17 protein-coding genes are annotated in these 13,880 nt (G+C 63.8%); 10 read left to right on the top strand and 7 right to left on the bottom strand.

Annotated features, from left to right (window positions below):
• Positions 1-2: 2 nt before the first annotated feature.
• Genes cbiB through GQ651_RS14425 form a run of 3 tightly spaced genes read right to left on the bottom strand, consistent with a single transcriptional unit; the run spans position 3 to position 2,322 of the window.
• The gene (cbiB, locus tag GQ651_RS14435) at positions 3-938 is read right to left on the bottom strand and encodes an adenosylcobinamide-phosphate synthase CbiB (RefSeq protein ID WP_160764909.1); all 936 of its coding nucleotides are present in this window, start codon (positions 936-938) and stop codon (positions 3-5) included.
• Complete coding sequence (locus tag GQ651_RS14430; RefSeq protein ID WP_227258194.1) at positions 935-1,729, bottom strand: propanediol utilization protein; 795 nt, start codon at positions 1,727-1,729, stop codon at positions 935-937. Before GQ651_RS14430 ends, cbiB begins: the two co-directional genes overlap by 4 nt.
• Entirely contained in the window at positions 1,726-2,322 is a 597-nt protein-coding gene (locus tag GQ651_RS14425; RefSeq protein ID WP_160764908.1) for a histidine phosphatase family protein, read from the bottom strand. The genes GQ651_RS14430 and GQ651_RS14425 overlap by 4 nt, the downstream gene beginning before the upstream one ends.
• Before the next feature lie 48 nt (positions 2,323-2,370).
• Here GQ651_RS14425 and cobU point away from each other — a divergent pair, with 48 nt between their 5' ends.
• The 3 genes from cobU to cobS are packed head-to-tail and all read left to right on the top strand — an operon-like array spanning position 2,371 to position 4,635.
• Complete coding sequence (gene cobU / locus GQ651_RS14420; protein WP_160764907.1) at positions 2,371-2,886, top strand: bifunctional adenosylcobinamide kinase/adenosylcobinamide-phosphate guanylyltransferase; 516 nt, start codon at positions 2,371-2,373, stop codon at positions 2,884-2,886.
• Positions 2,879-3,895: a nicotinate-nucleotide--dimethylbenzimidazole phosphoribosyltransferase gene (cobT, locus tag GQ651_RS14415; protein WP_160764906.1), complete on the top strand. Its 1,017-nt coding sequence runs from the start codon at positions 2,879-2,881 to the stop codon at positions 3,893-3,895. The genes cobU and cobT overlap by 8 nt, the downstream gene beginning before the upstream one ends.
• Positions 3,892-4,635, top strand: a complete 744-nt coding sequence (gene cobS / locus GQ651_RS14410; RefSeq protein WP_160764905.1) for an adenosylcobinamide-GDP ribazoletransferase — start codon at positions 3,892-3,894, stop codon at positions 4,633-4,635. The genes cobT and cobS overlap by 4 nt, the downstream gene beginning before the upstream one ends.
• 971 nt (positions 4,636-5,606) lie before the next feature.
• Here cobS and GQ651_RS19050 read toward each other — a convergent pair.
• The 3 genes from GQ651_RS19050 to GQ651_RS14395 form a co-directional block, all read right to left on the bottom strand.
• Positions 5,607-6,365, bottom strand: a complete 759-nt coding sequence (locus tag GQ651_RS19050; protein ID WP_160764904.1) for a metalloregulator ArsR/SmtB family transcription factor — start codon at positions 6,363-6,365, stop codon at positions 5,607-5,609.
• Complete coding sequence (locus GQ651_RS14400; RefSeq protein ID WP_160764903.1) at positions 6,362-6,784, bottom strand: cupin domain-containing protein; 423 nt, start codon at positions 6,782-6,784, stop codon at positions 6,362-6,364. Before GQ651_RS14400 ends, GQ651_RS19050 begins: the two co-directional genes overlap by 4 nt.
• Positions 6,785-7,044: 260 nt before the next feature.
• Positions 7,045-7,608, bottom strand: coding sequence for a TetR/AcrR family transcriptional regulator (locus GQ651_RS14395; protein WP_160764902.1), 564 nt, complete (start codon positions 7,606-7,608; stop codon positions 7,045-7,047).
• 83 nt (positions 7,609-7,691) lie between these two features.
• On the opposite strand from GQ651_RS14395, the gene GQ651_RS14390 reads away from it, so the two are divergent.
• Genes GQ651_RS14390 through GQ651_RS14375 form a run of 4 tightly spaced genes read left to right on the top strand, consistent with a single transcriptional unit; the run spans position 7,692 to position 11,100 of the window.
• Positions 7,692-8,807: an NmrA family NAD(P)-binding protein gene (locus GQ651_RS14390; RefSeq protein WP_319637442.1), complete on the top strand. Its 1,116-nt coding sequence runs from the start codon at positions 7,692-7,694 to the stop codon at positions 8,805-8,807.
• Positions 8,808-8,855: 48 nt separating this feature from the next.
• Positions 8,856-9,428: a carbonic anhydrase gene (locus GQ651_RS14385; RefSeq protein WP_160764900.1), complete on the top strand. Its 573-nt coding sequence runs from the start codon at positions 8,856-8,858 to the stop codon at positions 9,426-9,428.
• 3 nt (positions 9,429-9,431) lie between these two features.
• Complete coding sequence (locus GQ651_RS14380) at positions 9,432-10,352, top strand: alpha/beta fold hydrolase (RefSeq protein ID WP_160764899.1); 921 nt, start codon at positions 9,432-9,434, stop codon at positions 10,350-10,352.
• The gene (locus GQ651_RS14375; RefSeq protein ID WP_160764898.1) at positions 10,345-11,100 is read left to right on the top strand and encodes a hypothetical protein; all 756 of its coding nucleotides are present in this window, start codon (positions 10,345-10,347) and stop codon (positions 11,098-11,100) included. Before GQ651_RS14380 ends, GQ651_RS14375 begins: the two co-directional genes overlap by 8 nt.
• Positions 11,101-11,209: 109 nt before the next feature.
• Here GQ651_RS14375 and GQ651_RS14370 read toward each other — a convergent pair whose 3' ends face one another.
• Positions 11,210-12,082, bottom strand: a complete 873-nt coding sequence (locus tag GQ651_RS14370) for a LysR family transcriptional regulator (protein ID WP_227258193.1) — start codon at positions 12,080-12,082, stop codon at positions 11,210-11,212.
• Between the two features lie 93 nt (positions 12,083-12,175).
• On the opposite strand from GQ651_RS14370, the gene GQ651_RS14365 reads away from it, so the two are divergent.
• The 3 genes from GQ651_RS14365 to GQ651_RS14355 all read left to right on the top strand — a co-directional run bounded on the left by GQ651_RS14365 (position 12,176) and on the right by GQ651_RS14355 (position 13,837).
• Positions 12,176-12,559 (top strand): DUF1330 domain-containing protein, encoded by a 384-nt coding sequence (locus tag GQ651_RS14365; protein WP_160764896.1) that lies wholly within the window; start codon positions 12,176-12,178, stop codon positions 12,557-12,559.
• 86 nt (positions 12,560-12,645) lie between these two features.
• On the top strand, positions 12,646-13,113 hold the full coding sequence (locus tag GQ651_RS14360; RefSeq protein ID WP_160764895.1) for an SRPBCC family protein: 468 nt from the start codon (positions 12,646-12,648) through the stop codon (positions 13,111-13,113).
• 112 nt (positions 13,114-13,225) lie between these two features.
• Positions 13,226-13,837 carry a LysE family translocator gene (locus GQ651_RS14355; protein WP_160764894.1) on the top strand — a complete coding sequence of 204 codons (612 nt, stop codon included), beginning with the start codon at positions 13,226-13,228 and terminating at the stop codon, positions 13,835-13,837.
• Positions 13,838-13,880: the final 43 nt, after the last annotated feature.

Below are 13,880 nucleotides of genomic sequence, written 5' to 3'. Positions count from 1 at the left end.
GCCTATCCCCCGAATGCCGCCGCCACTGCCAGCAGCGCGCCCAGTGGAACCACAGCGCGAAGGAACAGCGCAAGCCCCCGGTTCAGGTCTTCCGCTGTCGGATCGGGCGCGTCCCCGTTCAGCCATGGGTCGTCCGTCGCCCGGCCTGCGTAGACCCTCGGGCCTGACATACGGACGGACAGCCCGCCGGCCATCGCCGCTTCGGGCCAGCCTGCGTTGGGCGAACGGTGTCGGCGCGCGTCCGCCATCATGGCCCTGAACGCCCGCCGTCGGTCCCGCGAGACCAGAACGAACATGAGCCCTGTCAGCCGCGCCGGGATAAGGTTCGCCACATCGTCCAGCCGCGCTGCCACCCTGCCGAAGGCCTCGTGCCGGGGCGTGCGGTGTCCGATCATCGAATCGAGCGTGTTGATCGCCTTGTAGACGGCAATGCCCGGCAGCCCCGCCACCGTCCCCCAGAAGACGGGTGCGACGACGCCGTCAGAAGCGTTTTCCGCCAAGCTCTCCAGCGCGGCGCGGGCAATGGCGGGCTGGTCCAGTGTCGCCGGATCGCGTCCCACGATCATCGAGACTGCCTCACGCGCGCCGGTCTCGTCGCCCGCAGCCAGCGGGGCCGCAACCCGAGCGACGTGTTGATAGAGCGACCGCCCCGCGACGAGGGGCCAGGCGAGAAGCCCGAGAAGGAGCGTCCCAACCCACCCCTCAGGCAACAGGCTTTCGACCGCAAGCGTCGGCACGGCCACCGCTACAAGCACGATCAGCACCGCAAACGCGCCCTTAAGCCGACGAGCCCCGCCCCGGTTCAGCCCACGGTCCAAAGCGCCGATCAGCCGCCCGATCCATGTGACCGGGTGCCCGATCCGACGGTAGAGCGCATCGGGCCAGCCGATCAGCGCATCGACCAAAAGGGCGACGATCATCGCGGCTGCGAAACTCATACGCACCCGCCCCCGGTTGCGAAGGTCAGAACACCTGTGACACCGGCCTCGGCCAAAGCGGCCTCGACGCCTTCCGGCACGTGGCCGGGCGCAAAGATCAGCCCACGCGCCGAACCTGTATGCGCCCGAAGATGACCAAAAGCCCCCAAGGCACGGGCGAGATCGGGGGTCGGATCGCCCTCCGGCCCCCGATGCGCCGTCGTTCGGACCGCCGAGGCCGAGGCGATGGCGGCAACGTCAGCCAGCGATCGCGCCCGCGCCCAATCCGCGACCAGGTCGGCAATGTCTGGAAAGTCGATGTCCTGCGCCTGAGTGCGAGACGGCGCGCCCCAGAAACCGCCCACGATAACCGCCGGGGGCGGCGGTGCGACGGGCGCAATGACCTCTGCACGGCGCGGCGCCCAGAGCACCCGGTCGGGTGCCTTCAGCATCAGCGGATCGCTCGCCCCTTCGACACCGAGACACGCCCTGGCCAAACCGTCGCCCGTATCGCCAGCGGCACGCGCCAGCGCCACGAGGGCAGCCGTCGACGCGCCTGCCCCGCCGCCGGGCGGCATCTCCGCGCTCAGCCGAAACCGACCTTCTGGCAGCCCGAGTTTCTCCAAAATCGCCCGCGCCCGCGCTTCGGTCAGAACACCGCCCGGATCGTCCAGCGACAGGGCGCCGCCGCCCAGCCTCTCGACCGTGACGCCAAGCGCAGGGCAGCGCACCGTAACCAGCGCGATGTCCCCTGCCGGGCCATAGCATCCCTGCAGCCATTCCCCGAAATGCCCTTGGACGCGAACTTTCATGCGACGAGTGGACGATTTACGCCAAGGATCGCCGCCTCATCCCCGAAAAACCGGATCGTGGTCAGCGACAGGGGTGAGATGTCGAAGGCAAGGCCAAGCGACAGCTCGCCCAATGCCATGCCGAGTGCCGCACGAACGGTGCCTGCGTGGGCCACAACCGCAACGGCAGGCACCGACCCGACGCTGGCCGGCACCCTGCGGCGCAACCCGCGCAAGGCCGGCATGACCCGTGCCGCCATCTCGGCAAAACTCTCCCCGCCCGGCGGAACATGATCGGCCAAAGCCGCCCGCGTGAGCGGGCCGAGGTCGGGCAGATCGCTATAGGCACGCCCCTCATCCGCGCCGAAATCCTGCTCCCAGAGATAGGGGTCGGTATCGATCTCGCGGCCGGGAAACAGCGCTCGCGCCGTGGCAATCGTCCGCTGCGCAGGGCTTGCCACCACGCGGCCAGCGCCCTGAAGTTGAGTGCGCGCCAAGGCCAGCGCCGCCGCGCCGGGCAAAACCGCCTCGACATCGGTGCGCCCCGCCAGCCGCCCTGAAAAATCGGTCGGCGCATGGCGGATCAGCCAGAGTTCGAGCGCGGGCAAAGCCATGGCGTCTGATGCTTCCTTTCGGTTTGGAACTCTGGTTTACACGCCCGCATGGGAAAGTCGATATTGGTTACGGGCGGAGCGAATTCGGGCAAAAGCGCCCTGGCCGAGAGGCTGACCCTCGGCCGTGGTGCATCCCCCGTCTACATCGCCACGTCGCAAGCCCACGACGACGAGATGCGGGCCAAGATCGCACGTCACCGCGCCTCTCGCGGCCCCGGCTGGACGACAATCGAAGCCCCGACCGACATCGTGACCGCGCTGCGCGACAGCGACGGCGCGGCACCGCGGCTGGTCGATTGCCTGACCATGTGGCTGACCAATCTCATGCTTTCCAAGGCCGATTGGCAGGCCGAGGCCGACGCCCTGACGGACCTGATCCCCACCCTTGAATCTCCGGTCGTCTTCGTCACGAATGAGGTCGGCGCGGGAATCGTCCCGGAAAACCGTCTGGCGCGCCAATTTCGGAGCGCCGCCGGACAACTCAATCAACAGGTCGCAGCCTGCTGCGACGAGGTCTGGCTCTCGGTTTCGGGATGCCCGCTAAGGATCAAACCACATGAATGACCAAACGCCGTTCGCCCTGTCCGGAACCTCCTTTCCGTCGGCAGACGACCTGCCGCAGTTCGACAATGACGCGGCAGAGCGGGCACGGGCGCGTCAGGCGCAGTTGACGAAACCGCCCGGTTCGCTTGGCCGTCTCGAAGACCTAGCCGTCTTCATGGCCGGCTGGAAGGGCACCAACCGTCCGGCGATAGATCGCGCGCAAGCTCTTGTATTTGCAGGAAATCATGGCGTGTGCGCCCAGGGCGTGAACCCTTTCCCCCAAGCTGTGACCGGCCTGATGGTGGACAACTTCGCCGCCGGCGGAGCGGCGATCAACCAGCTTGCCACGGTCGCCGGCGCCACCCTTGGCGTCGTCGCGCTCGATCTCGACCGTCCAACCGGTGACATCACCGAGGGCCCGGCGATGACCGCCGACGAATGCCAGGACGCCATGAGCCGTGGCGCCGCCGCCGTCGATTCCGAGGCCGATATCCTGATCCTTGGCGAAATGGGCATCGGCAATTCGACCATCTCCGCCGCCCTCGCCCATGCCGTCTTCGGTGGCGAGGCGTCGGACTGGGTCGGACGCGGCACCGGCTCGGACGCCGAAGGCATGTCGCTCAAGTCACGCGTCGTTGCCGCCGCCGTCACCCGCCATGCGGGGCTTGACCCGGCGGAGACACTGGCCGCGCTCGGCGGACGCGAACAGGCGGCGATCTGTGGCGCGGTACTGGAAGCACGCCGGCACCGTATTCCGGTTATTCTCGACGGTTATATCTGCACCGCCGCAATATCTCCTCTTGCGGCCGCCGACCCGGCGCTTCTCGATCACTGCCTCGTCGCTCACAAAAGCGCCGAGCCGGGACATATCCGCCTGTGTGAGCGGCTCGACAAGGCCCCGATCCTCGACCTTGGCATGGCCCTTGGCGAGGGCACCGGTGCCGCGCTGGCCCTGATGGTACTCCGAGGCGCGCTGGCCTGTCACAACGGTATGGCCACCTTCGAGGAGGCGGGGATCGCCGACGGATGACCCCGCCCCGCCGTCTGGACGAGGCGCGGCTTGCGCTGATGCTGCTCACGGTCATCCCGGCAGGGCGTCTCAAGGAGCCTGCCCCGTCACTGGCCGATGCGGCATGGGCCTATCCGCTTGTCGGAATCGTCACGGGAACTGTGGGCTGGGCCGTATTCGCAGGTCTGACGGCGGCTGGCGCAGCATCGGTTCTGGCAGCGTTGCTTGCCGTCGGCGCAGTTGTGGCAGTGACCGGCGGACTTCACCACGACGGGCTGGCCGATTTCGCGGACGCGCTTGGCGGTCGCGACGCGGCGCGACGGCTCGAGATCATGCGCGACAGCCGCATCGGCACCTATGGCGTGCTGGCCCTAATCTTTGCAGTGACGCTTTCGGTCGTGTCTGTTTCGGGTCTCGGAGGCCGCGCCGGCTGGAGCGAATTCGCCCTTATCGGAACGGGCAGCCGGCTGGCGATGCTCGCCGCCCTCGTTCACTTGCCGCGCGCACGGACGGATGGCCTTGGTCACCACGCATCAGGCGTAAAAAACGCGTCGCTCTTGCCGGGCGGCGTTGCGTTGGTCGGCTTGGCCCTGCTCACCGGCACCGCCACGCTTCCCGCGCTGGCCGCAATCGCCTTATCCGCGCTGGCGGTATCTCTGGCCGCCCGACGCCTGCTCGGCGGCCAGACGGGCGATGTCCTTGGCACGGTTCAACTGACGTCAGAGGTCACGGCATGGGTGGCTTTTGCCGTCGTCCTGTAAGGATAATACGGCACGCACGATCGACGACACGGATGATGCGATCGCCTAAGCCATTCATTTTGTGAGAGATTGGTTGCGGGGGCTCGCAACTCACGATTCCTGCGGTTGCTGGAGAGCGTGGTCCCGCGGGTTGCCACTTAGAATAGGCGGGCCTGGCGTGAAAAAGGTGCGGATGACGCAATTTCAGCTTTGGCGCTGACAAAGGAGCGCGCCGATACGCCCCTATGCACTCAGTTAGCGCATGCAAGCTGTACAATCCCCTCCGACCACTTGTGTTGCGACCCGATTCCTCAGGGGGGAGAGCAACAAATCGGTTTGTTCAGGCGTGGCCGGAGGGGTCTGACGTCGACTGTCTCCGCTCTCACCTCCCACGGGCTGTGATATGCACTTGAGCACACCAGCAACGCGGGCGCGCAGGTCTTTTTTGCATCACGCGGCCCTATTGCACGCCGTTCCACTGTTGCCCGCGCGCAGAACGCGGCGAAGTCGCGCTGCTTGCGCGCGAGGGCACGTTGCACGAAATTGCCCTGCGTTGAATTCTTCGAATATTTGCCGGCGGATTTCGGTGAAGACATCCGCCAAAAGCGGTCTGTCAAGTTCGGTGAGTGCAGAGTGGATTTGATCGAAACTGATCTTTGCGATCCACGAGAATATGCAGGGCTGTTGGGAACGCTCAACCTGCTAGCATCGCGAAGGCCTCGTCCACGACATAAAGTAGTCGCTGCCGGTTAGGAGACCAAACCATTCTTCTGCGCTCGCACGAAGCGAGGCTGGATTATGATCATCGAACCGAACGGCGTCCGCAATGTCGGGAAGAAAATGCCGACCAACGTCAGGCGCGGCTCTTCATCGAGGACGCCATCTGGGGCGGGTTGCGGGATATGCCGGTCACTTCGCGCATTCGTTTCGCCAATCGTAGGCCAGCGCCCATCCAATGCCGCGACTGGCGCCGATGATCAGAAATCCGGCGGTCATTGTCCGCCACCCTTGGCCTGGTTGCGCAACGAACGGATGTGCTCGTCCCAACCGGAATCCAGCGCCATCACCAGAGGCAGGGACGTCTCGCCAGCCGCATCGGCGATACCGCTATGCGTCAGTGTCAGCCGCGTTCCACCTCGCACCGCTTCCAACTCCCATTCCACACGGGTCTCTTTGCCGTTGAATGGGGCGATCTCGAAGGTGTGAACCAACCGGGTCGGGGCCTCGGCCACCAGGACCTTCCCCCAGATCTGGCGTACTTTCGCGCCGTCATCAGCCGTCCGATAGCATTCGAAGGCTTCGCCTCCGACCAGGTTCGCCTTGGCCGGATGAAACCAAATGCCCAGCTTGTCCTTGTCGGTCAGGAACGTCCAAACAGTTTCCGGCGGCACATCGAAATAGGCGGTCTTTACGATCATATCATTCATCTGTTTTTTCCTGTTCGGTTCGTTGCGGATCGCGTCCTGCAAGGCATCCAATCGTCCATCCCAGAACTGGCTGAAGAATCCGACCCAATCGGAAACCGCCTGCAGCGGCTCGGGACTGAGGCGGTTTATGCGGTCCCGCCCCTGCGGCCATGCGGTCACCAAACCGCCCTCTTCAAGGATAGTGAGATGCTTCTTCACTGCCGTGCGGGTGATTTCGAAGCGGCTGCAAACCTCGCTCACCGTCATGTCCCGGTTGGTCAGCAGGACCAAAATCTCGCGTCGGGTCGGGTCGGCAAGGGCGCGGAACGCGCCTTGTAGGCTCATCTCTGCACCACGTTGAAGTCGAATGCTCCATCCTGATACAGGAATGCAACGCATGGCGTGTCCGAGACGCAGGCGCTGACATGCGGCATCCCGCCGGGGATCATGTAATAAGAGCCGGGACCGATGGGCTGGCGCTCCGACGGCTTCATTTCGGCTGTAGTGTGCAAAAACGTGCCCGCCATGACGATGCCGTAGATGTTTGCCGTCTTGACATGCTCGGGGCTGGCCAGCCCAGCGGGGAGCCGGACCATCGCCATGTATTCGCCATTTAACCTGTCGCCGTCGAGCGCGGCAAAGGCGGCGCCCTCAGAGGTGACCTGCCAATCCAGTACGTCAGCGGGCAGATTGACAATATCTCCTGCGACAACTGCAGAGGCGGAAACCGCAAGCGTGGCGATTGTTGTGATTATGTTTTTCATCAGGGATTCCTTCATGACACCCTATGGTGTTAAATAACAAACAACACCAAAAGGTGTCGCGTCAACAGGATTCACGAAGCCGAGGTCGCACAATTTCGGGTACGGCACATCGTCGAAGCGGTACCTCTGGACACCGTAGGGCGTGGCGCGATGCTACTGAGCCGTCCGATAAGGCAAGCACGCGAGCACAAACTGGCGCTGGCCGATCTCGTCGCACTCCTCGCGCGGACGAAGTATAGTCGCGTACGCTTCGACCGACCTCACCAGCGCTGATCCAAAAGCGCGGTCCCTCGCTTTCCTGCATCGAGAATCGTGTCTGAAAGCTCCCGGCTTTTGGCCAAGCGGGCGAGTGTGATCGTGCCCAAAAGCAATGCCATGGTTGCTACACCCTTGTCCGACGTCCCGCGGTCGTCGGCGGTGAGCAGCCGGGCCATGCGTTCGACGGCATCAGATGCTTCGGCCTCGGCTGCACCGCCCAGTCGGACAATTTCGGCCCCCATGGCGGCAAGGGGGCAGCCTTCACCGCGGCCGTCCAAATGTTCCGTCGAGAGGTAGCGCGCGACGTAAAGGTCCCGGGCTGCATCACGTTCCGGACCGGCAGGTGTCGCCTCGACCTCTGAGACCACCTCGTCCACCGCATGGCTGAACGCAGCAGCGACCAGAGCCTCTTTAGAGTCGAAATGCCGGTAGAAGCCGCCATGAGTCAGCCCTGCGGCCTTCATGACGTCAGCGACGCTGGTCGTTTCGATCCCGCGCTCTCGGAAAAGCCGCGAGGCCGCCTTGAGGATGCGCTGGTGGCTCTTCTGTTTTTCGTCCGCTGACATTCTCGGCATCAGGTCGGCCTCCGGGGCTTGACACTTTGGATTTTGATTATCATCTATAATTAAAGATTACAATCGACATCTAAATGGAGCGCCTGCCAATGTCCCGAAAGCCAAAGATCCTTGTCACCAGCGCAAGCGGTAAAACCGGTCTCCAAACCGCGTTGATGCTGCGGCATCGGGATTTTCCCGTTCGGGCGCTCGTTCGACGACGCGACCATAGGTCAGAGCAGTTGGAGCGTGCCGGCGCCGAGGTGATGGTCGCCAATCAATACGCATTGCCAGATATGCGCGCGGCGATGCGCGGCGTGCAGAGGGCCTATCAATGCGCACCGACCGCGCCCAATGGCTTGCACTTCAATGCTGTCTTCACCGCCGCAGCCTTTGAGGCAAAGCTGGAGCACGTCGTGACGCTCAGCCAATGGCTGTCCAGTGCGAACCACCCGTCGCTGTTTACCCGCGAGGTCTACATCAGCGATATTCTGATCGGAATGCGGGGCGAGATGTCGGTGACTACGGTCAATCCGGGCTGGTTTGCTGACAACTACCTGATGGTGCTGGATATGGCGGCGCATCTGGGCGTCTTCAGCATGCCGCTTGGCGACGGTCAGGTGAAGAAGAACGCGGCGCCTTCCAACGAGGATATTGCGCGCGTGGTCGTGGCAGCTTTGACCGATGCCGATGCGCATGCAGGCCAGACGTATCGCCCGACAGGACCGGAGCTCCTGTCTCCGAACGATATCGCGGCGGCAATGGGCCGAGCCCTGGGCCGCAAGGTCCGGTACATGAACATCTCCGAGCGCATGATGGTGAAGGCGCTGAAGGCAAATCCGCCCTCGAACTATTCCATCGCCGCCGTGACGCAATTGGCGCTCTATGCCGAGGAATACCGCCGGGGCACCTTTGCCGTCGGAGCGCCAACCGATCACGTGGCGAGGGTTGGCGGGCGCGAGCCCGAGCCATTCGAGACAATCGTGCGCAGGCATGTTCAGGAACGCCCCGACCTGAGCCGCAGCTTCACTCGAACGCTGGGTGCAATGGGTGGGTTCGCCAAGATGCTCCTGACACGGCCATTTGACCTGAATGCGGCCGAGGAGGCGCGCGATTTTGTCCGGATCGCCGAGCCGACCTACGCACAGGACGACGCCGATTGGCGGGGCGGCCATACCCCCCTCGAAGCCGCACGTCTGCGCGTCGCTTGATCCACGGCCCACGCGCCACCTCCCAACCAGGACAGAGGAACCCTTCCCATGAGCACTCACAATGAGCTGATCGCCCGTAACGCCCGCTTCGCGGCCACATTCGATCGTGGAGACATGCCCATCTTGCCCCAACTGCGCACTCTGATCGTGACCTGCGTCGACGCACGGGTCGATCCGGCCCATATCCTCGGCCTCGATCTCGGCGAGGCCATCGTAACCCGCAACAACGGTGGACGGGTGACCAAGGCCGTCATCGAAGAGATCGTGACCCTGACCGTCCTTGTCGGCGCAGCCACGGGTGGGCAGGAATCCGCATTCAATATCGTTCTGCTCCAGCACACCAGTTGCGGGGCGCAGCGCCTGGCGGATCCGCAGTTGCAGGGAATGCTGCAGCAGAAATTCGGCATCGACGTCTCCGAATATGCCATCACCGATCAGGCTGCCGACCTCATGACGGATATCAGCCGGCTTGCGAACGCGCCGGGCATGCCCGACGCGATGACAGTGTCCGCGATGCTCTATGACGTGGCCACCGGAGCGGTGCAGGAGGTCGCGCCGGTCAAAAGCCTTGCCGAATACCGCGCGGCGAACGTCGACGCCGCTGTGCCAATGGCGGAATGACCCATGCGCTTCAGGCCCGATCCGGAACTCTATCCGTTCACATCGCGGTGGCTGACGCTCACCGATGGCACGCGGCTCCACTATGTCGACGAAGGGTCCGGGCCGGTCCTTTTGCTGTTACACGGAAACCCGGCCTGGTCGTTCTTGTATCGCAAGATCATCCCGCGGCTGAGCCGCCGCTTTCGCTGCATCGCGCCGGACCTTCCGGGCTTCGGTCTGTCCACGGCCCGGAGCGGATACGGCTATACAGCACGTGAGCAGAGCGAGGCGATCGTCGCCTTCATCGACACGCTCGATCTGCGCGGCGCGGGCGTGATGATGCAGGACTGGGGCGGGCCGATCGGGCTTGCCGCGACACTGGCGCGACCGGATCGGATCGACCGGCTTATCATTGGCAACACGTTCGCCGGGCCGTTCCGGCGGCGCGGACCGCGCGTCTTCTCGACCGTCATGGGGGGAGCCGCGGGGCGGTTCGCGGCATGGTCCTTCAACGGCGTGGTCCGGTGGTTCTTTACCGCTGGGGTCGTGAACAAACTGACGCGGCCGGAGTGGGACATGTATCTCGCCCCGTTCCGCCAACGCGACGCGCGCCGCCCGACGGCGATCTTCCCGCGACAACTGGTTGCAGCGGGCCCGTTCCTATCCCGGATCGAGGCCGCGCTGCCGGAGATAGCGGACAAACCCGCCCTGATCCTGTGGGGCGACAGCGATTTTGCCTTCAAGACAGCAGAGCGGGACCAGTTCCGTGCGGCATTCCCGAACCACAGGGACATCACCCTGCGCAATGCCGGCCACTTCATCCAGGAGGATGCACCCGGCCCAATCTGCGAGGCGATCGAAGCATGGTACGCCGACGATCCCACCACGGTGCCCCCTGACACTTCCGCCACGCACAGCACCAAAGAGGAAGCAACCTATGTTTGACGTTCTTGAGATTTTCGTGCGCGTTTTCGCCGTGACCCTGCCCGTTTGGGTCATGGCCATACTTGCCCTCGGTGCGGTGCGCGCAGGCCTGTCGGGCTTCCAGATCACGCAGGCGGCGTTTTGGACGGCGCTGATCAGTGGCGTGTGGTTCGCGGCGAGTGTGCCGCTGGCACAGATCGGGGCGTTCCGTGTACCCGACAGCTTCGCCGAACCGCCCGTGGTCATCGGTTTTCTCATTGGCGGCGCGGTCCTGATATGGGGGCTGGCGCGGAAGACAGCGACGGGGCGGCAGATCACCGATGCAGCGCCGCTCAGCGCGATTGCGTCCTTCCAGATCGCGCGGGTGATGGGCGGGCTGTTCCTGGTCGGCTGGCTGATAGGCCGTGTACCGCCGGAATTCGCCATTCCCGCGGGTCTGGGCGACATCTGGGCCGGTATCGCCGGGTATCAGGCGACCCGAGCCCTGGCCGCGGGGGCGCCCGATGCGCGCCGGAAACTGGCGCGCGCCAACACCATAGGACTTGCGGACTTCGCGATTGCTGTAGTGCTTGGCGTCATGACGTCGGAGGGGATGTTCCACACTCTGTCGAAGGATGCACCGAACATCATCAACGACTACCCATTGGCCTTGTTCCCCGCCTATTTCGTTCCGATCTTCATGGGCTTCCATTTCATCGCGATCAGCCGACTGCGGGCGGAGCAAAAGGAACACGCGCAACTGCTGGAAATACAAGGCCAGAGTAGTTGAAGACCACATCGATGGCCGGTCCGTCCCGCCTTGATACCCGACCGGCATCGGGCGACGCACCAGCCCGATGTCCCCCTAAACCGGCCATGACCGGTCACACCCGGGCGCTTTACCGCCCGCCCGGATCGAGCGCCTTCAATCGCTGCGCGATCTCTCCCGACAAGCCCTTCATCGCCGTTCTGATCCGCGAATTGGCCTTCTGCTCGGCAAGGCAGCTTATCCAAAGGCGATGTCGCCCTTCCGCAAGACCGTCGGACACGAGCGCCAGACGTGGATCATCCTCTGCGATGAATTGCGGCAGAAGCCCTGCCCCAGCCCCGGCCAGAACCAGCTCGCGGGTTGGCAGAACGCCGTCGACACTCGCGACGACAATGGGCGTCTCGGATTGCGGCACGAATTCCCGGGGCAGTTCCGTCTGGCCCGGCGGCGTCAGGACAGCGCGCAGAGGGCCCCTCTGATCGCTCCTGCTGTATAGACCGAAGCGGACCGGACCGAGATCGATGCTGTGCAGATCGTGCGGCCGCGTCACGGCCACCCGCAGAGCGATATCGGCCTCGTAGCGATGCAGATCGACGAAGCGATCCGATGTCGCCAGCACCGGGAATATCTGAGGATGGGACTCAGCAAAGCGGATAACCTCTTTGGAGAACCCGGCCAGCACATGCGGGGAAAGCGACACGCGCACCTTGCCAAAAGCGATCCTGGCATCGTCCTTGTCGGGGTAGAGATGACTGAGTTCCTGTTCGGCCCGTTCCATGACGGCCAGCGTCCGGCGGCCGTGAAGCGTCAGTTCGAGTTCCCCGGAAATCCGTTCGAACAGCTTCGTGCCGAGGCGCTCTTCGAGACGGTCAAGCCTTCGCGCGACGGTCGTTCTGTCAACCCCAAGCTCGCGCGCAGCGGCCATGAAGTTGCCGGATCTCGCTAGGGCCAGCAGGAACGGTGCGTCGGACCAAGGAAGTGACGTGCGTGCATTTTTGCCCATTTATGTGCGCAACCTCGCGTTGATTGGCATTAATGCCGCAAATAAACAGCTTTCCACAGAGAATGAAATCACAAAACCCGCAAGGAGACTTCAATGCACCCGATCTTCAAGGCCCTGACGACGATGGCCATCGCAACCACAGCGCTCACCGCACCGGCCATGGCCGACCCCGTCTACATGATCGCACAAATCCAGATCGAGGATCACACTGCCTTCTTCGAGGAATACGGCGCCGCGGCCGGCCCGCAGGTGCTCGGAAATGGCGGACGCGTTCTTGTGGCTTCGCCCACGGTCGACACGCTCGAAGGCGCATGGAGCGGCAACTGGACCGTGGTGATCGAATTTCCCTCCGAAGAAGCCGCCAAGCAGGGCTGGTACAACTCGGATGCCTATCAGCAGGCCATCGATCTGCGCATTGCCAGCACGTCGCTCAACAACATGGTTCTCGCGCCGGCCTTCGTCCCCCCCGCCGAATGATGACCTGTTGACGCCCGGAGCGGACAAAGGACCGCTCCGGGTGTGTCAACACACCAGCGAGAAAAACATCAGAGAGGACTCAAACCATGCCGACAGCCGTCGTCAAAACCGTAATCGAAGCCCCGGTCTCCAAGGTCTGGGCCACATGGGACAATTTCGGACACATCGACCAGTTCAATCCGAACCTGAAGCGATCGTTCCTGATCGACAACAGCGCCAGTACAGGACTGGGTGCGCAGCGTCAGTGCGACCTTGCGGATGGAAAGAACCACATCAAGGAGCGCATCGTCGAATACGTGCCGGAACAACTGATGGTCGTCGACATCTATGACGGAACCATCCCTATGCAATCGGCGACTGCGCGCATCGCCCTCGCCCCCCTTACGACAGGCCGCACGGAGCTGACCTTCAGCTTGTCGTTCGTCCCGAAGCTGGGTGTGCTCGGGCGCCTGCTGGGACCGCTGATGAAGCGGCAGATCCGAAAGCAGATCGGCCAACTCGTCGCCGCCAACCGGCGTTTCGTCGAAGCCCGCGCAACGCGGGAGGCCGCCTAGCAGAGCCTGCCGCGTTCGGCGCTCGGCGCCCCCCCCGGGTGCGCGCTCTCTGGCTGGCCCGTTTCCCACCCACAAGAATAGGCGCTTCGCAATGACGTTTTTCGATCCTTCCGTGCTTCTTGCGTTTGTGAATGTCGCCTTTGTCGCGTCGATAACGCCGGGTCCCAACAACCTTATGGTCGCAGCCTCGGGCGCGGCGTTCGGGATACGCGCGACGGCTCCGCATATCGCCGGAATTGCACTGGGGTTCTCAGTCATGCTGTCGTCTGTCGCGTTCGGCCTCGGCGCTGTGCTCGACCGGTGGCCGCTCCTCCTCGTAGTCCTGAAATGGGCGGGGATTGCCTGGCTTTGCGTCCTCGCGTGGCAACTCGCCAGACCAGCGTTGTTTCCCGAGAAAGCCGCAGAAGACACCCTCGGCCGGTCTTCGGGCGCGCGTCCCATGACCTTGATAGAGGCCGCGCTGTTCCAATGGGTCAATCCGAAGGCCTGGGCCATGGTTGCGGCGGTCACGGCAGCCTACTCGAATCTGGCCGACCAAGCGTGGCATCGCGCGGCGCTGATGTCATTGACCTTCGTGATCATCGCCCCCTTGTGCAACGGAGCCTGGTTGCTGGGCGGCCGCGTACTGTTGGCGCGATTTTCGGCTGGCATCTGGAGCCGCGGCCTCCTGCTTTTCTTGTCCGGCCTCATCCTTCTGAGCGCTGGCCTCATCCTGTCAGGTTGAGACGAATTTCCCGCCTGAAGCGCACTGTTACTGAACCTGCGCT

Source organism: Kangsaoukella pontilimi (assembly GCF_009830125.1).
Lineage (GTDB): Bacteria > Pseudomonadota > Alphaproteobacteria > Rhodobacterales > Rhodobacteraceae > Kangsaoukella > Kangsaoukella pontilimi.
Note: the sequence above shows the minus strand (reverse complement) of the source record. Positions and strands in the feature narration are given on the sequence as shown.